This window comes from Hyphococcus sp. D3-15 (genome assembly GCF_055809375.1).
This window is the reverse complement of sequence record NZ_CM147910.1, coordinates 3,236,157-3,257,806: the sequence shown is the minus strand read 5'-3', so window position 1 is coordinate 3,257,806 and position 21,650 is coordinate 3,236,157. Positions and strand designations below refer to the sequence as shown.

Genomic DNA, 21,650 nt, shown 5'->3' with positions numbered 1-21,650 from the left:
GTATTAAATCTCAATCCGCGTGCGCCGGTAGCGATGGTTTCGCGCTTGATCCGACAAGCGACGGTCAAGGCGATACAGGCTCGCAACGTCGCATTGCGGGCGAACCTGCAGGACAAATCGCGCGGCGTCTTCGTCATTGCGGGCCGGAAACTGGTGGCTGAAGCCGCCGGCGAAACCTTTGGCGACGCTCGCGGCGTCCATTTGGGCGCTATCGCTTCCATTCGCGCAGCGCGCATACATCACTTCATATTTTCCGGCGAGCCCGATCATCCCCTGCATCTCCAGCAGCGGATCGCGGCGCAATTCTTCAGGTTTCATGACAAAAGCGATCCCCGCCAGCGCAAGGATCGCCGGAATCGCCGCGTAAGATGAAATCTCGACTCGATGCGCCATGGCGCCCGCAGCCCCCGCTCGTGTCACATTCGTCCGGCCAAATTAAAAGCCGGCCCTTAGAGGTTATTTAAGGGAATATGTCGGATTGCGTTTAACCTTTTAGCGCCGGATTTTGGCTCGCAAATTTATGCGGGCCTTGCGCGATTGATGATCGCATCCACATCTATCCCGGCGGTCACCGCGCCATAGGCCAGATTGCGCTCGCTGCGATCGAGGCGGGTATTGCAGAAACCGTCAAACACATAATCCGGCGCCGACTGGGACAAGGCCATGGCGGAAAGGGCGAGCGCCATCTCTTCGGCGAAAGCGCGCGCCGTGGCTTCGTTCAGCGCGCCCGGTTTAAACCAGCGATCCAGTGCAGCAAGATGCGCATCGAGATGGGGGTTGGCGCCGCGGGCGGTGAGCAGTTCGCCGCGCACCGCTTCAAGGCTGTCCGGCTCGCGCGCCAGCGCGCGCAGAATGTCGAGCGCGATGACATTGCCCGACCCCTCCCAGATGGCGTTCAGCGGCGACTGGCGGAACAGGCGCGGCATCGGCCCTTCCTCAACGAAGCCTGCGCCGCCATGACATTCCAGCGCCTCATAGACGGCGCCGGGCTGGCGTTTGCACACCCAGTATTTCGCAATCGGCGTCGCCAGGCGCATGAAGGCGGCTTCTTTCTCATCGCCTGCCTTGTCGAAGCTCTGTGCTATACGAAAGGCAAGCGCCGATGCGGCTTCTGTTTCCAACGCAAGGTCCGCCAGCACCATCGCCATCGCAGGCTGATCAATTAACTTCTTTTGAAAGGCCGAACGGTGCGCTGTGTGCCAGAGCGCTTGCGCCAAGGCGGCGCGCATGCCGCCCGCAGATCCGGCGATGCAATCAAGCCGCGTATGCTGAACCATGTCGATGATAGTGCGCACGCCGCGGCCTTCTTCGCCGACGCGTTGCGCCCAGGCGCCGTGATACTCAATCTCCGAAGACGCATTCGAGCGATCGCCCAGCTTGTCCTTCAAGCGCATGATGTGAAAGGCGTTGCGGCCGCCATCCGGGCGCCAGCGCGGCACGAGGAAACAGGTGACGCCCGCATCTGTGCGCGCCAGCGTTAAGAACGCATCGCACATCGGCGCCGAGCAGAACCATTTATGCCCGACCAGTTCATATGCGCCATCGCCGATGGGCGTCGCTGTCGTCGTATTCGCGCGTATATCCGACCCGCCCTGTTTTTCAGTCATCGCCATGCCGATGGTCGCGGCTTTCTTGTCGCTCGCAGGCATGAAGCGCGGGTCATAGGCGCTGGCGGTGATGCGCGGGATCCATTCTTTGGCGATGTCCGGCGCATGACGAAGCGCTGGAGCTGCCGCATAGGTCATCGTCATGGGGCAGCCGACGCCGGGTTCCGCGCCCGCCTGCATATAGACCATTGCGGCATGGGCCACATGACCGCCTTCCTTTGCGGTCCAGGCGATGGACGCATATCCCGAAGAAAGGCCGAGATCCATCAGCGCATGATAGGCCGGGTGAAACTCCACTTCGTCAAGGCGGTGGCCATAGCGGTCAAAGCTGACAAGCTTGGGCGGATTGGCGTGTGCGAGACGCGCATTCTCCTGGGTCTCGGCGGAACCAAGAGATGCACCGTAGGCGGATAATTTCTTCAGAAGCGTCGCGCCGCCGCGTCGCTCAACTGTCGCGCGCAAGGCGAGATCGCCGTCAAACAAATTCACCCCTTCGAAAGGCGGGGGCTGGTTTGTGACGTCATGGGTTTCAAGTTCGGATCGGGGGCGCAAATAGGTCATGGACGTCTCCTCAGGAGGCGCATTCTATCGCAACACGCGTCGCCGCCAAAACAGCTTATGCAGATGGAGCGCAATTCCATCGCGGCGTACTTTGTGCGGGCGATGGGCGGGGCTAGGCCAGTTCGAGCAGGGCGAATAATTCTGCGATCGCCGGGCTCACATCGGCGAACGGCACTTTAATCGTGGTCATGCCCATGGCGCGGGCGGGCTTGAGGTTGATGCCGAGATCATCGAGGAAAATGCAGCCGGCCGGGGCAACGGCGAGCGCGTCGCACATCATTTCATAGATCCGGGGCTCCGGCTTTCTGACGCCCGCCTTGGATGATTCAATGATGTGATCGAAATCGGCGTTTATGCGGGTCGCCAGGGCGCGGCTTTCTTCCGGCGCCAGCATGCCTTTTGAATCGAGCTTCGGAAGATTATTGGTGATGCAGCCGGTCTTGTAGCCGGCAGCTTTCACCCGCGTCAGCGCGTCGATCATGTTGTGATTGAAATGCAGCTTGAGAAGCTTCACCAGGGTTTTGCCGCGAATTTCAAACCCCGCCGCCTTGCTCTCCACGGCGAAAGCGTCATCGAAGTCTTCCAATGTCATCTCTGCCCGTTCGAATTGCGCCCAGGCGTTTGTGTGATGATTGGTTTTGATGACATTGCCGATAAATCGCTCGGGCAGATTATGCTCGCTCTCAAAGGCAGCAAAATTCTGCACCGGCGAGGTGGTGAAGACCCCGCCAAAGTCAAAGATGACGGCTTCAAAGCCCACTAGCGAACACTTTCGATATGCTGGGACCAGCTTAGCGCCTTATCAGCGAAAACTTCGCCTGTTGGCACGTAGTCTTCGGGACGGTCCATAACGCCGATCAGGAAATGCGTTTCGCCTTTCCATTTGTCGCTGGCATAGGTGAGGGGCGTGCCGCAGGCGCCGCAGAACCCGCGCTTGACGCCTTTTGAACTGGCGTAAAAGTCTGGCGCGCGCGTCGTCCATGTGACCTTGCCGTCTTCAAAGCCAATCCATGTAGAAAACGCAGCGCCCGTTGCCTTGCGGCATGCCGCGCAATGACAAATAGCGATGAATTTCGGCGCGCCGGTCGCTTCAAATCTGTGGGCGCCGCATTGGCAACCACCCTGATGAATTGCCGCGCTCATTCAGATGCCGAGATCGGCGGCGTGTTTGGCGCTGGTCTCCTGCGTCTTCGCAAAGGCAGGGCGCGCCGTCATGCGGTCAACATAGTCGGCGATCTTCCCCTTCTTTTCGACGGCGCCGAACATGATCGCAAAGTTCAACAGCGACCCCATGACGATATCGGCGGCGCTCAGCTTGTCTCCGAGAATGTATGGGCCGGAGGAGAGGGCGACATCAATGGATTTCAGAACGTCTTCTTCCGTGCCGTAACCGGCGGACATGGGGTTTTCGCGTTTCACGCCGCCAAGCTTGTCGAGCATCATCGGTTCGATGCAGGAAGGCGCATAGAACATCCAGCGATAATAGGCGCCGCGTTTGGGATCGCTCAGCGCCGGCGCAAATCCTTTATCCGCAAACGCATCGGCGAGATAGGCGCAGATCGCGGCGCTTTCGGTCACGTTTACGCCGTCATGAACAAGCGCTGGCACTTTGCCCATGGGATTGATCTTCAGGAAGTCCGGGCTTTTGTGCTCCCCGGCCTTCAGATTGACGAGCTTGATGTCGCAAACGCCGCCAAGCTCTTCATTCAACCACATAACTGTGTCGGCGCGGGTGCGCGGGCAGTAATAGAAAACAGGTTTCGCCATTATTCTCTCCCAAATTCCAGCGGCAGTTTAACGCCCCCGGCGCGCTTCGTACAAAGAAATCGCAGCGGCGTTCGATACGTTGAGACTTTCCATGCCTGGCGCGATCGGAATGCGGTAGAGCCGGTCGCAAGTCTCGGCGACGAGCCGGCGCAGCCCGCCGCCTTCGGCCCCCATCACCAGCGCAAGCGGCGCATCGGGAAGGGCGGAGATTTCCGCCTCCGCTTCTCCGGCGAGCCCGGCGCAGTGATAGCCGAGTTCTTGAAGCGCATTGAGCGCGCGGGCGATGTTCACGACCTGCACGCAGGGAATGGTTTCCACCGCGCCGGCGGCGGCCTTGGCGAGCGCGCCCGATAACGGCGGCGTTCTGCGGTCCTGCACGATGACGGCGCAGGCGCCAAATGCGGCGGCGGAGCGGAACAACGCGCCGATATTTTGCGGATCGGTGATCTGATCGAGAACCAGAACCGGGCGATTGTTTTCCGCCGGGGCGCAAACATCTTCCAATTGCGCGCGGGGAAGGTCGTCGACCAGCGCGGCGACGCCCTGATGCACCGCGCCCTCGCGGAGCAGATGATCGAGGTCTTCAGGCCTTGCATCTTCAAGGCGGGCGAGGCTGGCCGCATTTGCGCCATGCTCGGCCAGCCAATCAGCGGCGTTTTTGGTGGCGAGAACGCGCTTCACCTTGCGGGCGGGGTTGGCCAATGCGGCGGCGACCGCATGGCGGCCATAAAGCCAGAGCCCATCCGCCGCGGGGGGTGCGATTTACCCTGTTTCGGCCGGGCGGAATTTCGCTGGGCCTTGGAGGGACCGTCCTTTTTGGCGGGCGGTGGATTTTTTTGGTTTTTGGGCCGTTTTTCCTTCATGGGGACGGCCTAGCCGGTTCTTATTGCTGGGGAAACAGGAAATTGCCCCTGACCACCCGCCGGAATGGTTGCGAAGCCCGACCGGCGCGGCTATAGACCCCGTTCTCCCGACAGTGGCGGGCCGGGCTCGCCCCGGATTGCTGTTGTCGCCATGCTGAGCGGAAAGCCTTTCCGGCCGCCCGGTCAGCACCCTGTGGAGGGGTGGGAGAGTGGTTAAATCCACCAGACTGTAAATCTGGCCGCTTAGCGTACGATGGTTCGAATCCATCCCCCTCCACCATTTTTTCAGCTTCTGGTCTCTTCGCCGACCGGCATTCAATTTCCGTATGTCTCCTCAGGCGTCGTATCTTTCTTCGCCGCCAACAATTGTTTTGAGGACACGCGTTTCATGAATGTCGTCCGCCACAATGCTGGTGATGTCTCTGTCGAGAACCACAAGATCAGCGAGAAGGTTTGGCGCGATGCGTCCGGTGGTGTTCTCTTGAAAACCGGCATAGGCGTTTTCCGCCGTATACGCATGAAGCGCCTGCTCAACCGACACTTTTTCTTCGGGCAGCCAGCCTTTGGGGTTGGCGCCGTCGATTGTCTCTCTGGTGACCGCGCCTTGCACGCCCAGTAACGGGTTCATCGGCGCGACCGGCCAGTCGGACCCGAAGGTGACATGGGCGCCGCTGCGGATCAGCGCGCCGAATGCATAAGTGCCATGCAGCCGGTCCTCGCCAATCCGGTTTACCGCCCAGCGCCCGTCGTCAATGGCGTGGTAGGGTTGAACGGAGGCAATCACCCCCTGTTCGGCGAAGCGCGGGATGGCGGCAGGGCGAACATGCTGGGCGTGTTCTATGCGGAAACGCCGGTCGCGCGGTCCATTGCTCGCGGCGACAGATTTGAAAATATCAAGCACGTCATCATTGGCGCGGTCGCCAATCGCATGGACGGTGACATGCAGTCCCGCCTTGTCAGCATTCGCAACGGCCTCTGAGAGTTCGTCGAGCGGCAAAATGCGAACGCCCGAAGTTGTCGGGTCATCTGTATAGGGATCGTGGAACAGAGCAGTCCGTGAGCCCAGCGAACCGTCGGCGAGGCCCTTGACGCCGCCCCAGCGCACCCAAAGGTCGCCTTTGCCGTCTTCGGCGACGCTGTCGGCCATCTTTCGCCAGTCCTGTAGCGGGACCATGGAATAAAATCGCAAGCCCTTGTCGCGCGCGACCGAAGATCGCCGCAGCGCGTCATGACAGCGCCAGTCAATTTCGGGGACGTGAACCTGCGCGACGCCATTTGAATGACAAAGATCAATGGCGGCGCGAAGCGCGGATTCCTCATGCTCCGGCGTCGGCTTGGGGATGACGCGATCAACCAGGGATTTGGCGTTGTCCCTGATAATCCCGGTCGGTTCGCCCTTGCTGTCGCGGTCAATGACGCCGCCATCAGGATCGGGCGTGTTGCGGTCGATCCCGGCGAGGCGCAAGGCGAGTGAGTTCAACAGATAAAGATGCAAGTCAGTGCGCGGCACGGCCACGGGCGTATCCGGCGTCACACCGTCGATCCATTGGCGCGACGGCAACTCGCCGCCCATCCGCTGTTCGTCCCAGCTTTGTCCGGTAATCCAGCGTCCCGGATTGGCGCGCGCAGCTTCGCCGATGCGCGAAACGAACTCGGCGCGGTTTTTGACATTCAGCAAATCCGGTTGCGCCAGCGCCATCGCCGCTTTCAGAAAATGCGTGTGATTGTCGATAAAGGCGGGCATGGCGAAGGCGCCGTCGAGGTCAATGATGCGGGTTTTCTTCGCTATCGCAGAGCGCACGGCGTCGCCCCCAAGGGCGACGATGCGATCTCCGATGATTCCGACAGCGTCCGTGCGGGGTGCGTTCGGGTCGCCAGTCCAGAAATCGCCGCCCACAAGTGCAAGATCGAGTTGGGCGTCGGCCGCCGCCGGCCGGACCAGCATTAAGGAAAAGCCGGCGCCCAGGAAATAACGGCGTTTCATTTTCATCATTGGCGTCCTCTTTCAGGTCGTAAAATTTGCGCGGGAAAACTCATTCAAGATGATTGGCGATAAAGTCGGCGCCGTCGCGGATCGCTTCGCGGGCGAGCGTGGATATGGACATGGCTTCCAGAAAGCTGTGCGTTGCGCCGCGATAGATTTTTGTCGTCGCAGAAACGCCCGCCATGTTCAGTTTCTCAGCCAGGGCGAAACTGTCGTCAGAGACGATATCACGGTCAGGGATGGCCAGAAATACCGGCGGCAGTTCGCGAAGATCCGCGTGAACCGGACACGCAAAAGGATTGCATTTTTCCGCGTCGCTGTTGAGATACTGGTTCCAGAAATACTCTACTTCAGCCTTGTTCAAGACAGCGCCGGCGCCGCCGCGTTGGGCTTCCGCTTCATCGCTGCATTCGGCGGAAAAGCCGCCATAGTTTGAAAGAACGGCCTGTATCAGATGCAATTTCGAGGCGCCCCGCAATTGAAGGCATGTGCTGATGGCGAGGTTGCCGCCTGCGGAATCACCGCCAATCGCCATGCGCGCGGGGTCTATGCCAAGCCAATGCGCATTCTCTTCAAGCCATAGGACAAGATCGGTGATGCAGTTAAGCGCCGCCGGGAATTTGTGTTCGGGCGCCAGCGGATAATCAACGCCGATCACGACGAAGCGGCCTCTGGCGGCGTATTCGCGCATCAGCCTGTCATGCGTATCGTTGCTGAACATGACGAAGCCGCCGCCATGCAGATAGATCAGCACCGGCGACGCTTCGTTTGCGTGTTGAGGGTAGTAAACTCTTATTGGCGCTTTGCCGGTTTTTAACTCGATTTGATGATTTTGGATGTCCGCCATCACCGGACCGCCAGCGGCCCATGGCGCGCGAATTTCCTCCGCAATTGCGCGCAGCTCCGCCATGGAAAGCGTATCCAGCGCCGGGCGCCGCCCCCATGCCGCGCGCAATTGCGCGTTGAAAGCCGCTATCTCGTCATCTACTGCATCACGGTCGTTCAAAAGTTTCTCCGTCAGTCTGTCGGAAGAAAGGGGTCAAGCAGCGCCGCCATCTCGAACGGAATTCCGTCGCGGATCACGGTTCGCACGCGCGCCGCATCAGCAATGTCAGCCAGCGGGTCGCCCTCGACCAGAATAAGGTCTGCAAGATGCCCCGGCTGGATTGCGCCAATCGGTTCATCCAGAAATTCGCCCGCATATCGCGTCGCCGTGAGCAGCGCGTCATAGGCCGACACGCCGAAGCGCGTCATGGCGCGTAGATTGAGGTGATAGCTCACGCCCACCGTATCGATAGGCGCATCTGTGCCGGTGTGAACGCGCCAGCCTTCCGCCATCATCGATTTTATCTGCGCGACATTGCTCTCCAACGTTTTCAGCAACGGTTCGAGGTCGGTGTCAGCGATCATCTGCGCCAGCGCGTCGAAACGCGCCAGCTCCCATGGCGGCAGGAGCGTGCGGATGCGTTCGTCGTCAACAAGGTCACGATTATCCGGCAATAGCGCATTCGCCGCGAATAATGTCGGGGCGCGGCCGGCTTTCGCCGCTGCGAATATTTTGATGACGTCTTCATAGGCAGCGCCGAGGGCGGTGATCGTGCGGGAAAACCCGAACCTGTTCGTCGCGCCGAGATGTTCGACCGCGTCCGCGCCATGGCGGATGGACGGATAGTGGTAATGGGAACTGACCGGCATGCCCATTTTATGCGCGGCCTTGATGACCTCCGCCTGCGTGCGGTTGTCCATGCGCACATAGGTTTTGATCATGTCATAGTCGAGCGCTTTGGCGCGGGAAAGTTCAAGCGCGAGTTGCCCCGGCTCTGTCACGGGGCGCATGAAATTGTAGTAGATGCGGCTGCCGTCGAGCGCTTCGCCGGCCGCAAAATGGCGAGGCGCGATACGCAGTCCCGCGTCAATCGCTTCGCGATCTTCCGCCATGTAATAGGCCGCGCTGCCGGGCGAGCGCGTCGCTGTCACGCCCATGGCGAGCAAGGCCCGGCCCATCCGCGCGCCATAGCTGGCGCCGTGCACCTGCCGATGCGTATGCATGTCAATGAGGCCAGGCATCAAGGTCTGGCCTTGGCCATCAATGATGCGCATGCCGTCAATATGGATGCTGTCCGGCGGCGCAATTTCTGCGATGCGGTTCCCGCGCAGGATGACATCGCCTTCGCGATAATCCGGACCGAGCGCATCCCATATCTGTGCGTTGCGAATGACGGATATTTCCGGCGCCTTCGCTTGCGCCCATTGTAGCCGCAGGGGAACAGTGCGGGTTTTGCCGTCGCGCAAATTGGTCAGGCGCAACTCGCCATTGCTCAAATATAAAAGCGATTGTCCGTCGCCGCTCCAGCTTGGGGCGTCCGTGACTTCACCGCTGATCTGCCGCGCTGGCCCCTCGAAGCCGCCATCAGGTGAGACGGGCTGTATCCACAAGGTGCTCGCGAAAACATAGGCGAGATGTTTGCCGTCGGGAGACCAGACCGGGCCGTCATCACCGCGCGTTGCGATGGATTTGTTTGCTGCAATCGGCGTATAGGCGCCCGCGCCGGATTCAACATGGACAATCAAAACTTCCGACAGGCCATCGCGGAACCGGCCGGAAATCGCTTTGAATGCTGCGAGCGCGATCTTCTTTCCGTCCGGACTGAAGCTGGGCCGGCCGGGCAACCAGAGCGGATCATGGATTTGTTTGACCGCGCCGGAGTCGATATCGGCGATATGGAGCGCCCCGTTTTGATTCATAAATGCGATTTTTGAACCGTCCCGGCTCCAGCAGGGCAGGGTGGCGGCGTTTGAAGGCGACTGCGTAAGCTGGCGCTTTTCTCCGGTTGAAACATCATGCAGCCAGATATTCATCGCGCCATCGTAATCGGCGGAATATGCCAGTTGTTTGCCGTCCGGCGACCATGCTGGGTACGCTTTCGCATACGGCCCTTCGGTGATCCGGCGCGGCGTGCGCTCATCGATTGTCAGAACATAAATATCGTTTAGCGCCCCAAAGGCGATATGATCGCCGCCGGGGGAAAGCGCCGGCGAGGTCAGGCCAAGCACATTTCGCGGCTGCTCGCTTTTGAAGTCGCGCCGCCGTTTTTTATAGGATGGAGTCGCGACGTCTATGGTCGCTGTGAAAGGGATTTCTTTGGCAACATCTGCGGCGTCTATCGCTCTTATTTTTCCGTTTGAAGCGTAGATAAGGCCGCCGTCCGGCAACCAGCCGGTGCGAAAAGGAAAAATATCTTCATCCTCGACCGCGACTTCGTCACCAACGCGTAGCGCCGCCTTGCCCTCGACGATTTCAACATGCGACAGGCGTCCGTCCGGTGCGAAACTTGGAGCATAGAGCTTCGACCACTCCGCCCAGCTTTTTGAGGCAGGAACGGAGGCGACGGCTTGCGCTGCTTCATTTCCTTCCTGCAGCATAAGGCGGCGGCCATCGGCGACATAGGCGATCCGGCGCCCGTCCGCCGCAATGCAGGGCTCGCTATCCTGGCTTTTGCCGTGGCTGATTTGCGAAATCGCATTGCTCGCCAGATCGAGGCGGTGAATGGCGTATCGTCCCGTGCGATCGGAAGAAAAATAAATTGAATCGCCGTCCGGATGGAAGAATGGTTCGCGATGGTCCGAGAAACCGGTTGTCAGCTGCGTCAGACCGCTTCCATCCGCGCCCATGATCCAGATGTGAAAGTTTTCGGTTTGATAAGACTGGAAAGCGATGCGATCTCCGTCCGGCGACCAGCACGGATAGGCGATATCCGCGAACCCGTCATCGGTCAGGCAAGCCGCTTCGCCGCCATCAACGCTGACAAGCCAAAGCATACCCAGAAGATCGAAGGCGATCAGCATGCCGTCTGGCGATGGCGCGGCTGTAATGTTCGTCGCTTCACCTATCTGAATGCGGGCGCTGTTCATGTGCGCCGGGCGGGCCGACGCCCCCATGCCGGAAAATCCCGCCAGTCCGGCGGTAAGGCCGCCGGCCTGTAGCAAATCGCGGCGGTTCAAATGAGGGATGCGCCGGGATAAATGCTTCATGTGACTAAGGCCGCTGCATGACGGCGCGCATTGTCGCCGTCACCGCGCGGGCGGGCACAGTGATGTGAGTTTCCTTATCAAGAACGGCGTATCCGCTTCTGAGGCCATAGCCGGAGAGCGCCTCCAGGCGTTTGCCGAGCGCAATCGTGTCGCCAACGACCACTTCTTCTTCCTCAAGCTCGCCGGTCAGCAACACAATACGGCTTGTTGGGAAAGGCTTTTTCTTAAGGCGCGAGGTAAAGGCGCGCTCTTCCTCCAGGATGCTCTGATTGTCCCACCAGATAGACGGGCTGGTGGCGACGATTGTGTGGAACGCCGAAGGTTGTGTGTAGAGAATATGCAGGGCGAACAGGCCGCCTAGAGAATGGCCGAACAGGGACTGGCGTCGTTTGTCGACGGAATAGCGGCGTTCGATTTCCGGGCGCACTTTATCGAGAAGAAACGCGCTAAATTCGTCTTGTTTGCCCGACGGATAGGCGGCGAACATTTCCTTCAGTTCTGGCGTTTCGATGGGCGGCGTAAAGTCGCCGAGCCGGCGGCCGTCATAGAGTTCAGTATTAGGATAACCAATGGCGACGACAATCATCTTGTCGAGGCCTTTGTCATAGACGCTTTGTATGCGGCGCGCTTCTGCGAAACCGGCGAACATGGCGTTGCCGTCCAGCACATAAAGAACCGGATAGCCGCCTTCCGGCGCGTCGCCATCCGGGCGGGAGACATAGATCCGATACCGTTCCCCATGCGCGGCATCCATGTCCCAGACTTCTGTTTCGGGCATCACATAAGGCGCGCCGGCGGGATCTTTTGCTGCTTCGGCCTGTGCATCGCTCTGGGCGTAAACGGGCGCCGTCAGCATGCCGGCGAATGCGGCGATCATGTAAACGCCGGCCTTTAAGGCTTTATGCATGGCTGAGGAGTGTTTCATGTTTCACCTGCTTCATGTTGCGGTCACCGTTTCGGAAGTAGTCGCAGCAAGGCGAGATAGGCGAGCGCGGCGAGGATCGTGGCGTCAAGAGCGGGCACGGTTGTCAGCGTCACACCCGCCGCGGTCGCAGGCAGCGTAATGACGAGAGAGCCGAGCCATACGGCGATCGCCAGCCACCGAAATGGCGCCGCATCGGGCCGCTCGGTTTCAGAGGCTTTGCTGCGAAATGTATAAAACCCGTCAATCACATAAATTGCGGCGATCGGCGGAATGATCAGCCCGAGCGTCACAAGAAACGGAATGAAAGAGTTGATAATGCCCATCAGCGCAAAAATGCAGCCGACCGCGCCGCCGATGACCGTGAAAACGATGCCGCGAATTTTGGGAAATGTCGCTGACATGGAGAGACTGGCTGAATACAGGTTGAGCGCGTTGATGGTCCAAACAGAAAGCAGCAACATCACCAAAGCGGGCGCGCCAAAGCCGAAGCCGACAACCAGCTGCATGATGTCGGTCTGCAATGTCACAAGCGCGATCAGGGCGGAGACGATCATGAGCATCGGGACGGCGAACGGAAAAGACAGCGCCATGCCGACCAGGGCGCCGCGCTCCGTACGGATAAAGCGCGAGAGGTCCGGCATTGCTGCAACCGTCAGCATGTTTCCGCCAATCAGTGAAGAAAGCGCGATCCCGAAACCCATGGGCACAGGCGGCGCTTCTGCGGGCGCTAGATTGACCGGGTTGGCGCCGAGCGCTTTGACGCAGACAGCGGCGAGAATGACGCCCACAAGCGGCACGGCCACCATCGCCAGCCTGTCCAGGGTTTTGAAGCCGTAAATCGTGGAGAAGGTGATCAAGATGCTGCCGATGATCACGTAAATGCTGAAATTGCCGGGAATGCCATATCCTTCATTCGCCGCTGCGACCATGGCGTCCCCGAAGAAAGAGACATTCACGCCGAACCAGCAATAATGAACAATCGCGATGACAATATTGACGAGTGCCGCGCCTTTCACGCCGAATGAACGCTGCACAAGCAAATATGTCGTCAGCCTGGTTCTGACACTGATGATCGCTGTAAGGACAGCGCCGGCGCAAAGGATCAGCCCGGCGAGCAGCGCCGCCAGAACCGCCTGATGAAAGCCCAGCGCGAGACCGATTTGCGCGGCATTGAGAAAACCCGGCAGCGCGAAGGTAAAGCTCATGATGATCAGCGCAACGCGCCAACCAGGAACCGTCATGCTTTCGGGCAAAGCCGCGCTTGCGTAAGATTCGCTGGTTGGGCCTGTGCTCATACGGTGTCCCTGGCGTTCAGTTTTTCAATTGGCGTGAAGTCCATACCGAAGCCGAAAGCCGCCGGTCCGACAAACTTAAGCGCATTTTCCTCGCGCAGCATAGCGGGCGCCGCCGCCCCGACAACTTTTACGCGCTGACCGTATTTCAATTTCTCGGTTGTAATCGTGTCCGCGGTTTCGCGGTCCATGACGGTAATCAGGTCCGGCGTCATGGCGCATACTTCCCCGTTCCGCCGGGCGATCAGGTTTTCATTCTGAAACTCGATCTCCATGCGGTTTTTCCCGCCAAAGCCATCAATCACAACCTTGCCGACCGAAAACCCGCCCCGCGTTTCGCGTTCAAGGTCGACAATCTTTCCGTCAAACAACGTAAAGCTGTGGGGATAGAGACCGGATTCTCGAAGCGCTGTTGTGAGCGCTTGGAACAGATCTTCGCCTTTTGCGCGCGCCTTGCGTATCGCCGCGCCGGCGGAAATTGCGGCGCTCACACTGCCGGCGATCGCATTGGCTCTCGCCTGGGCGCCCGTCAGCGGGTACTCGACCAAATGCGCGATGCCGCCCAGTGCAACGGAAAGACTACGCGCCATGCTTTCATGGGTAAGGTTGTCCTGGGTTTCAATCACGGCCAGCGAACCGCAGGAAGCAGTCAGCACGGAGGGGCAGGCGGACAGGTTCCTGATATTGAAAATTGTCATCTGCGATTCCGGGAAGGCTCTTCCCATGCCGTCACAATCGAGGACGGGGACGCCCAACTCCGCCGCGGCGATCAGCGGGGCCAGCCCGTTGCCGCCGCCGATTTCGATGGGCAAGACGGCGTCTATCTTTCGCCCCATGATCGCTTCCAGCCGGCGCAGCCCGGTCACCACTTCGCGTCCGTTTGGCAGCTTTTCCAGCGACACGGTCGGCGCGCCGATCCATCCGCATGGCGCGACCAGCGCGTTGTCCGGTATTTCTGACAGCGGTAAAAGCTCGAAGCCGCCGCAACGTTTGATCGCCGCTTCCGCCAGAAGAAGACTGTAATAGGGGTCGCCGCCGCCGCCTGATCCCAGAAACGCAGCGCCCCGGGCGAGGTCGGCCAGCATCGGCTGATCAATGCGCACGGCTTACCTTCGCCATTGCCTCATTGTCGGAATGGGTCGTTGTCGTTGAGCTGATATCGGCGAGGTCGCCGACGGCTTTAATGCGCACTTGCGCCGCGCGTCCTGGCAGATAGCTCAAAAACACCTCTTCCACATCGACAATTTCAATATTCTCCCGCGCCCCACTAGCGGCGACTTGCGCGACGACGGATTTTCGCAGGCTGGCCTGCGCCGCCTCGCGCGGTGTTTTATCGTAGTCGATGATTTTATCGATTTGCGCGCCGACCTGCGCGATTGCGGCGCCGACCGCGTTCGCAACCGAAGCGTGGTTTGGGCGCAAAACGGTTGCTGCGCCTTTTAGTGAATCAGCGATCAGAAAATTCGCGCCGCCCACAGCGATGATTGTTGTATCGCCTGCGGTTGTTTTCATTCTGTCCACGCCGTCTTCAAGCAGCGCCTGTATTTTGCGCCAGATTGTGCTTCGGACTTCAGGGCTTAGCGCCGGCACGCGCGAAGGATCGCCGAATTGCGCATGCCCGCAGGCAACAGCGATATCGCTTGCTGTCAGCGTATCGCCGCCAAAAAGAAAGCTTTCCTGCATGATCCGGTAGCCCACCGGATCCGGGCCGATGCGAAGACCGTCGCGGGCGCCGGCATTCGCCATAGACATTTCCGGGTCATAGTGAATGCGCGTGCCGCCGCCCAGTCCGATCGCGAGCACGTCGGGCATGCGAATATTGGTGCGCACGCCGCCAATATCGACCGCGACGCTGGATTCGCGCGGCATGCCGTTTACCAGCACGCCGATATCGCAAGTCGTGCCGCCGACATCCATGACGATGCCGTCGCGGATATTGGTCAGAAACGCCGCCCCTCGCATGCTGTTCGTCGGACCAGACCCGATAGTCATCACCGGAAACCGCGAAGCGTGCGCCGCCGAAATCAACGTTCCGTCATTTTGCGAGATGAATAATCTGGCGTTGAGGCCATGCTGCTCAAGCGCACGCTCAAAGGAGGTCATCACATGGCGGGCAAGCGTCGCGAGCGCCGCATTCAAAATCACGCCGTTCTCACGCTCGATCAGGCCAAGGCGGCCGATTTCATGAGACAGGCTGATCACCGCATTCGGAATTTCTTCGCGGATGATTTGCGCCGCGCGTTGCTCCATCGCCTCATTGATGGGCGCGAAGGCGCTGCTGACAGCGATGCTTGAGATGCCGCGCTGGCGACAAGAGCGAGCCGCATCACGCACTTTTTTCATCGAACGCGGAAATTTCTCTACCGTCGAACTCGTAACCGCCGGGCAATAAAAAATAGTGCTTTCCGACCCGGTCCGTCAGATCTTCCGGCCAGCCGGTAAAGGGAGGCAGCGCCTCGCCAGAGGGGCTTGCGAGGCGAATGATTCCGATTTCATCAAGGCGCGAACGCTCAACCAGTGCGTTGGTGAAATGCGTTGTGCCGATCATGACGGCGCGAATAGCGCCCGGCGCGACATTGGCGCGACTTAAGACGGCTTCGATCGCATCAGAGACGCCGGCGGTTATGTTTTCGGATGTAGGCTTCTTGATCGAGGCAAGGACATGCGATCCGTTAATCAATACCGCATCGGTGTTCGTCCCGCCGACATCAACACCAATACGCACCCTTAAACCCCTGCTGTAATTTGCAAACTTCCAGATAGGTAAATAGCGGCCAGACGGGGTGCAACGAAGGAAACGGGTGCTGGGTGTTGCGAACGGGTAAACCGGCATGCGAATGCGGGTAATTTGACCGGTCGGGCGGTTCATCACCAGTTGCCACAATTGTCATAAAACCATAACCTAACCAAATGGATAGTGGTTGTTAGCAACGCATGAAGCAGGCTCAAATGCATGATGTAATTGAGGCCAAGTTCAATCCGCCGGTATGGATGGGCGGTCAGATCCGTCGCGCGCACCTGCTATCGCTTCTCAATTCCGCATTGGCGCATCGGCTGACTCTGATTCAGGCGCCTGCGGGCTATGGCAAAACAAGTTTGCTGGCGCAGTGGCGCGACAATCTGGATGAAGCGTCAACCGCCGTCGCCTGGCTTACGCTGGAACGCGATGACTGCGATCTCAAGCGGTTGGTTAAGTGTCTTTCAATCGCGGTCCAAAACAAGGGACAGAGCGGAAAACGCAAAACCTTTTCCGGCGACCTGCCGCAACGCGCAGCGCTTTCCGCGATCATCAACGAGCTGGATTGCAAGGAGCAGCCCTTTGTTCTGATCCTTGATGACCTTCACCACGCGGACAGTTCTCCGGTATGCGAGTTTTTAAAGTCGCTCATCAGGATGGCGCCGCCCAACTGTCACTTCATCTTTGCGTCGCGCGATATCCCGGCGCTGGGTCAGTCTGTGTTGGCGGCGGAAGAACAATTGCTTGAAATCACGGCGCAGGATCTGAAATTTTCGGCGCAGGAAGCGAAGACGCTTTTGGCCCATAGCGATAAATCGCTCGCCAGCGGTGATCTCGGGAAAATACTCGACCGCACCGAGGGATGGCCAATCGCCTTGCAGTTGACCTCTCTTTCGCTCAAGCGCGGCGTCGACCCGCATAATGTTATCGACCATTATTCCGGTTCGGGAGCGGAGCTGGCGCGCTATTTGTCTGATCAGGTGTTGATGGCGCTGCCGGAAGAAACGCGCGAGATCGTCATTCGAACCTCCTTGCTCGATCGGCTGAACGGCGAAATCGTCAATCTTCTTTGCGACCGGCAAGATGGCTGGGTAATCCTCGAAAGCCTGGAACAACAAGGCGTGTTCCTGGCTCCCGTCAGCGCGGAACGGCGCGAATATCGCTATCACCAGTTGTTTGCGCAATTTCTGCGGGACCGGTTCGAGAGGGCGGACACGGTGAAATTCGCCTCGATGCAGCGGAAGATCGCTTCCTGGTATGCAGAGCAAGGCGAAGTAGCGGACGCCGTCAATCACGCACTCCTGGCTGATGATGACGGATTTTTGGCGGACATACTTGTCGAGGCCGGCGGATGGCGGCTCATTCCTCAAGGCATGCAGAGCGTCGTTGAACGCGCTTTGTCAAAGCTCGATAGCGCTTTTATACAATCGCGTCCGCGCCTTTTGCTTGCCCATGTCTATCTCCTGATCAAGCGCGGTGAATTGGGGGCGGCGCGGATCGAATTTGACCGTCTTGGCGAAGAAGCCGAATTTTCCGCTGACTTGAGAACAGACATTCGTGTCGTCGGCGATACTTTAGCAGATTACGAAAATCAGCCCGTCAGGCTCGATGACTTGATTGCGCGCGAGGCGTTGCTGCGAAAATTGCCGGCGAATGATCACCTTGTGCTCGCGCATATCAGTGAAACATTGGGCGCCAAATATTACGAAGGCGGCTGGCTTGAGCGGGCGCTGCAGCCAACGCTCGCCGCGCGCGAGCATTACCAGGCCTTCGGATCGATTTACAGCGACCTTTTCACCCGGTTTCTTGAAGCGCGGATTAAACGCAGTCAGGGCAGATCGAAAGAAGCGGGAAAAATTCTCGACGAAGCTTGGCAGGCTATCGTGGAGAATTTCGGCGATCGATCCGACCTCGCCGCCAATTGCGCGGCTTTTCAGGCGGAGCTGTTATATGAAGAAGATCGCGTCGCCGAGGCCCGCGACCTGATCAGTTGGGCGTTGCCGCATATGGAGCAGTCCGACGCGTGGGTTGATGTATATGCGGCGGCTTACCTGACCGAGGCGCGCGTGCTCGCAGGAGAAGGCGCGCTGGCGGAGGCCGGAGACGTTATCGCGCGCGCCCGGCGTGTCGCCTCGCGTCGCCGCTTGCGCCAGCTTGAATTGCTCGCCGCGATTTTCGAAATCGATCTTCAACTATTGTTCGGCACCGAACGGGATGCAGCGCGTCAAGCCGCGGAAACGATCAAGCTTGACGACTATGCGGATATGATGACGGAGGAATCGACCCTTTACCGGCCGGTCGTCATCGCCGCCTCCTTGTGCAGGGTGAGATTGCGGCTGCTTGGCGGTGAGTGCCAGAAAGCGATGGCGGATCTTGAACGGCTCAGGGCGTGGGCCAACAAGCGCGGCGCGGGCGGGTTGCTCATCGACATAAATATATTGGCGGCTTATGGCCATCGGCTGCTGGGCGCAATGACCGAGTCGCGAAGCTGTTTTGATGAAGCAGTGGGCGTTGCAATGTTTCAGGATATCAAACGCCCCTTCGTCGATGGGCGCCAGTTTGTGCAACCTTGCCTTGGCGACGCCATGAATGCGGATACGGCGGGTGACCGGTTTCGCGATCAGTTTTTGAAGTCGATTGAAAAGTCGATTAATGCGTGCAGAAATTACGTCACCGTTTTGGGCGTGTTCAGCGAAGCCGAGGCCGAGGTTCTGTATTACCTAAAACTCGGCCATGCGAACAAAGAGATCGCCCGATTAATCGGCATGTCACCGGATACGGTGAAATACCGGCTGAAATCTGTTTTCAAAAAGATGGGGGTCAGCAAACGCCGGGATGCGGTTCGCATTTCTGCGGAGCGATGGGATTTGCCGCCGCCACCATCTTGCGCGCAGACGCAAGATGAATGCGATAAAGCCGCCGAGAAGGAGCGCTCACCGCTCAGCGAATGACCGGCGCGGGAGCAAAAAGAGCATTGTTGCGGCGACCAATCCGCCGAGCCCCATTGCAAGAGATACGACGAGCAGGCTTGCGCCGCTGGCGAAAAGCGAGCCGGCGATGATGGGGCCGATAGCGGAGCCGCCTCTGCCGACGCCAATCACAAAACCGATGCCGCTGGCGCGCAGGTGAGTGGGAAAAATATTCGCAAAGATCGGATACATGCCCACAACGCCCGCATTGATGAAAAATGCGGCGAGCGCGATGGAAACGGAAAGCGCGCCGAGCGTCGACAGCCCGGAACCGAACACGCCAATCAAGATGAAACCAGAGATCATGGCGCCGATTACCATGGGGCGGATGCTGAATTTCTGCGCGGCGACGCCGATCAGCACTGCGCTTAACAGATTGCCGATATTGGCGGCGACAAGCACGCGCCCGGCTTCGGCCGGACTGTAGCCTAAATCCACAACGATTTTCGGCACCCATTTCACAACATAATAGAACAGCATGATTTGCGCGAAATAGGCGGCGGTCAGCAATAGCGTGATCCGGGCATATTGGCCGGAGAACAATGCGGCGATTGAGCTTCTGGATTGCTCGCTTGGCGGCGCCGGAAGTTTCTCAATCACGGCGTGGCCAAGGCGTTCCAATGTTGCGTTGATGCGCCCCAATGCTTTCGCCGGCCGCCTTGCCAGAAGGGGTCAATCGATTCCGGGAGCAGGACCCAGGCGAGCGGAAAGCCGATAATTGTCATGACGCCGCCAAAAATGAATACACTGCGCCATTCGCCGGTGATCTCAAGCAATTGCGACGCCACCAGCCCGCCCAAAATCGCGCCGGTCGAATAGCCCGCAATATTGAGCGCCATGTTGAGGCTTCTTCGGCGCGCATTGGAAAACTCGGCCACCATGGCGCTGGTTGAAGACAGCATGCCGCCAATCCCAAGCCCGGTCAGCAGGCGCGTCGCCGACAGATAGGCGACGCTTTCTGCGGCGGCCGCGGCGAACATGCCGATCGCCATGAGAATGATGCAGCCAAGAATAGTCGGGCGCCTGCCGATGCGGTCGGCGATGTTTCCCATCACCACGGAACCGACGGCCATGCCAATCAGCTCCATCGATAGAACGACGCCCAGAACGGCTCTGTCGATGCCCCATTCATCCGCGATGCCCGGCGCGGCGAAGCTGATCGATAACACGTCGAACCCGTCAAGCGCATTGAGGCCAATGCAAACCGCAACAACGGCGAATTGACGCCAATGCATTGGCGCGGCGTCGAGCGTCTCTCTCGGGTTGTGGCTCATTACAGGACCTTTCTCAACGCGCGGTGAAGCCGCCATCCACCGGCAAGGCGACGCCGGTCACGAAACTCGCCTCACTGGAAACCAGCCAGAGCACGGCGTCTGCGACTTCGCCCGGTTTGACGAGCCGGCCCATGGGCACAGCCGCCATCAGCTTTGCTTCATTGGCGGCGGCTTCCGCCGGATCGCCGCTGCGGCCGGTGAAGCCGATCTTCATGGGCGTGTCGGCAAGCCCCGGACAGACCACATTGACGCGAATATTGTCGCCCGCGAGCGCCAGCGACAGCGATTTTGTCAGGCCGACAACCGCCCATTTGGCGGCGGAATAGATCGGGCTCATCATGGAGCCAACCAGTCCCGATACGGATGATGTAAAGACAATGGCGCCGCCGCCACGCGCGCGCATATGCTCGGCGACTTGACCAGCGCCAAGCGCCGCCGATGTAATGTTGAGGTCGATCGCTTTTTGATAAGCGGCGAGGTCGAGATTTTCGACCGAGGCCGGACCGGGCATGCCGGCATGGGCCCAGAGAATATCTGCGCCGCCAAGTTCAGCGACCGCCTGGTCGATGCTTTCTTTCGCGCCTGCCGCCGTTGAAAGGTCAGCGACGATGGGAACGACATTCTCTGCGCCGAAATCTTTAACCAGCGTGTTCAGCGCATCTGCGCTGATGTCGATGGCGGCGACGCGGGCGCCTTCGCGCACGAACCGCTCAACGCCGGCGCGCCCCATGCCGGAGGCGGCGGCAGTCACGATAGCGAGTTTATTGTGCAGGCGCATTGCAGCGGCCTCCTCAGTTTGCAAATGGATCGGGGAATTTTCCGGTGGTGGAAATGACGGTGGTGCGGGTTTCGAGATAGGAATCGAGCGCCTCTATGCCGTTCTCGCGCCCCCAGCCGCTGGTTTTGAACCCGCCATAAGGGGTCGACCAGCGGATATAGCGATAGGTGTTCACCCAGACGATGCCGGCCTCGATGCGTGATGACACGCGGTGCGCGCGGCCAACGTCATTTGTCCAGAGCCCTGCGGCGAGACCGTAAGGCGTGCCATTGGCGATGGCGACCGCTTCTTCTTCGCCGTCAAACGGAATGATCGAGGCGACCGGTCCGAAGATCTCCTCCTGTGCGATGCGCATGTCGGGCGCGACATTCGCAAACACCGTCGGCGTCACGAAATAACCGTCGGCGAAATTTTCTGACTCAATGCGTTCACCGCCGGCGACCAGCGCGGCGCCTTCGTCCTGACCGATTTCAATATAGGACAAGGTCTTGTCGAGTTGCTCCTGATGCGCCTGCGGTCCCATATGGGTCGCCGGGTCGAGGGGCATGCCGACGCGCACGCATTTCGCACGGCGCCGGAATTCTTCTACGACGCGATCATATATCGGCCGCTCGACCAGCACTCGCGATCCGAGCGCGCAGCTTTGCCCGCACAAGGCCCAGGCGGATCCGGTCGCCGCATTGAGCGCCTGATCCACATTGGCGTCGGCGAAAATGATATGCGGCGCCTTGCCGCCAAGTTCGAAGCTGAAACGCTTCAACGTGTCCGCGCCGGTCTTCAATATCGTTTTCGCTGTAGGCGCCTTCGCCGGTGAAAGCGATTTTATCGACATCCGGATGCGCAACAAGGCGCGCGCCGGCG

The 21,650-nt window shown here is 59.4% G+C and carries 18 protein-coding genes, 1 tRNA gene and 1 pseudogene; 2 read left to right on the top strand and 18 right to left on the bottom strand.

Annotated elements, in window-relative coordinates; all coding sequences use genetic code 11:
- Positions 1-3: 3 nt before the first annotated feature.
- The 6 genes from AC0L8G_RS15960 to rlmB form a co-directional block, all read right to left on the bottom strand.
- Positions 4-393, bottom strand: a complete 390-nt coding sequence (locus AC0L8G_RS15960) for a hypothetical protein (RefSeq protein WP_473385157.1) — start codon at positions 391-393, stop codon at positions 4-6.
- Positions 394-518: 125 nt separating this feature from the next.
- A complete protein-coding gene (locus tag AC0L8G_RS15955; RefSeq protein ID WP_473385156.1) occupies positions 519-2,168 on the bottom strand; it encodes an acyl-CoA dehydrogenase family protein in 1,650 nt (549 codons plus the stop codon).
- A 112-nt stretch (positions 2,169-2,280) separates the two neighbouring features.
- Complete coding sequence (locus AC0L8G_RS15950) at positions 2,281-2,928, bottom strand: HAD-IA family hydrolase (protein ID WP_473385155.1); 648 nt, start codon at positions 2,926-2,928, stop codon at positions 2,281-2,283.
- Positions 2,928-3,311, bottom strand: coding sequence for a GFA family protein (locus AC0L8G_RS15945; RefSeq protein WP_473385154.1), 384 nt, complete (start codon positions 3,309-3,311; stop codon positions 2,928-2,930). Before AC0L8G_RS15945 ends, AC0L8G_RS15950 begins: the two co-directional genes overlap by 1 nt.
- Positions 3,312-3,935 carry a glutathione S-transferase family protein gene (locus AC0L8G_RS15940; protein ID WP_473385153.1) on the bottom strand — a complete coding sequence of 208 codons (624 nt, stop codon included), beginning with the start codon at positions 3,933-3,935 and terminating at the stop codon, positions 3,312-3,314.
- A 27-nt stretch (positions 3,936-3,962) separates the two neighbouring features.
- Positions 3,963-4,637, bottom strand: a complete 675-nt coding sequence (rlmB, locus tag AC0L8G_RS15935) for a 23S rRNA (guanosine(2251)-2'-O)-methyltransferase RlmB (protein WP_473385152.1) — start codon at positions 4,635-4,637, stop codon at positions 3,963-3,965.
- Between the two features lie 356 nt (positions 4,638-4,993).
- On the opposite strand from rlmB, the gene AC0L8G_RS15930 reads away from it, so the two are divergent.
- A tRNA-Tyr gene (locus AC0L8G_RS15930) sits at positions 4,994-5,078 on the top strand.
- A 54-nt stretch (positions 5,079-5,132) separates the two neighbouring features.
- Here AC0L8G_RS15930 and AC0L8G_RS15925 read toward each other — a convergent pair.
- The 8 genes and pseudogenes from AC0L8G_RS15925 to AC0L8G_RS15890 form a co-directional block, all read right to left on the bottom strand.
- The gene (locus tag AC0L8G_RS15925; RefSeq protein WP_473385151.1) at positions 5,133-6,791 is read right to left on the bottom strand and encodes an amidohydrolase; all 1,659 of its coding nucleotides are present in this window, start codon (positions 6,789-6,791) and stop codon (positions 5,133-5,135) included.
- 40 nt (positions 6,792-6,831) lie between these two features.
- On the bottom strand, positions 6,832-7,788 hold the full coding sequence (locus AC0L8G_RS15920; protein WP_473385150.1) for an alpha/beta hydrolase: 957 nt from the start codon (positions 7,786-7,788) through the stop codon (positions 6,832-6,834).
- Between the two features lie 11 nt (positions 7,789-7,799).
- Complete coding sequence (locus tag AC0L8G_RS15915; RefSeq protein ID WP_473385149.1) at positions 7,800-10,814, bottom strand: amidohydrolase family protein; 3,015 nt, start codon at positions 10,812-10,814, stop codon at positions 7,800-7,802.
- 4 nt (positions 10,815-10,818) lie between these two features.
- Positions 10,819-11,739, bottom strand: coding sequence for an alpha/beta hydrolase (locus tag AC0L8G_RS15910; protein ID WP_473385148.1), 921 nt, complete (start codon positions 11,737-11,739; stop codon positions 10,819-10,821).
- A gap of 23 nt (positions 11,740-11,762) precedes the next feature.
- Positions 11,763-13,034: a purine-cytosine permease family protein gene (locus AC0L8G_RS15905; protein WP_473385147.1), complete on the bottom strand. Its 1,272-nt coding sequence runs from the start codon at positions 13,032-13,034 to the stop codon at positions 11,763-11,765.
- Positions 13,031-14,134 carry a DUF917 domain-containing protein gene (locus AC0L8G_RS15900; RefSeq protein ID WP_473385146.1) on the bottom strand — a complete coding sequence of 368 codons (1,104 nt, stop codon included), beginning with the start codon at positions 14,132-14,134 and terminating at the stop codon, positions 13,031-13,033. Before AC0L8G_RS15900 ends, AC0L8G_RS15905 begins: the two co-directional genes overlap by 4 nt.
- A complete protein-coding gene (locus AC0L8G_RS15895) occupies positions 14,124-15,134 on the bottom strand; it encodes a hydantoinase/oxoprolinase family protein (RefSeq protein ID WP_473388893.1) in 1,011 nt (336 codons plus the stop codon). The genes AC0L8G_RS15900 and AC0L8G_RS15895 overlap by 11 nt, the downstream gene beginning before the upstream one ends.
- A gap of 168 nt (positions 15,135-15,302) precedes the next feature.
- Positions 15,303-15,864 (bottom strand): annotated as a pseudogene (locus AC0L8G_RS15890) (hydantoinase/oxoprolinase N-terminal domain-containing protein); the annotation flags it as partial.
- Positions 15,865-15,980: 116 nt separating this feature from the next.
- On the opposite strand from AC0L8G_RS15890, the gene AC0L8G_RS15885 reads away from it, so the two are divergent.
- A complete protein-coding gene (locus tag AC0L8G_RS15885) occupies positions 15,981-18,719 on the top strand; it encodes a winged helix-turn-helix domain-containing protein (protein ID WP_473385145.1) in 2,739 nt (912 codons plus the stop codon).
- On the opposite strand, the gene AC0L8G_RS15880 is transcribed toward AC0L8G_RS15885, so the two are convergent.
- Genes AC0L8G_RS15880 through AC0L8G_RS15865 form a run of 4 tightly spaced genes read right to left on the bottom strand, consistent with a single transcriptional unit; the run spans position 18,702 to position 21,621 of the window.
- Complete coding sequence (locus AC0L8G_RS15880; RefSeq protein ID WP_473385144.1) at positions 18,702-19,337, bottom strand: MFS transporter; 636 nt, start codon at positions 19,335-19,337, stop codon at positions 18,702-18,704. The two genes, AC0L8G_RS15885 and AC0L8G_RS15880, sit on opposite strands and share 18 nt — an antisense overlap.
- Positions 19,334-20,011 (bottom strand): MFS transporter, encoded by a 678-nt coding sequence (locus tag AC0L8G_RS15875; protein WP_473385143.1) that lies wholly within the window; start codon positions 20,009-20,011, stop codon positions 19,334-19,336. Before AC0L8G_RS15875 ends, AC0L8G_RS15880 begins: the two co-directional genes overlap by 4 nt.
- Positions 20,012-20,024: 13 nt before the next feature.
- On the bottom strand, positions 20,025-20,789 hold the full coding sequence (locus AC0L8G_RS15870) for an SDR family NAD(P)-dependent oxidoreductase (RefSeq protein ID WP_473385142.1): 765 nt from the start codon (positions 20,787-20,789) through the stop codon (positions 20,025-20,027).
- A 13-nt stretch (positions 20,790-20,802) separates the two neighbouring features.
- Positions 20,803-21,621: an aldehyde dehydrogenase family protein gene (locus tag AC0L8G_RS15865; RefSeq protein ID WP_473385141.1), complete on the bottom strand. Its 819-nt coding sequence runs from the start codon at positions 21,619-21,621 to the stop codon at positions 20,803-20,805.
- Positions 21,622-21,650: the final 29 nt, after the last annotated feature.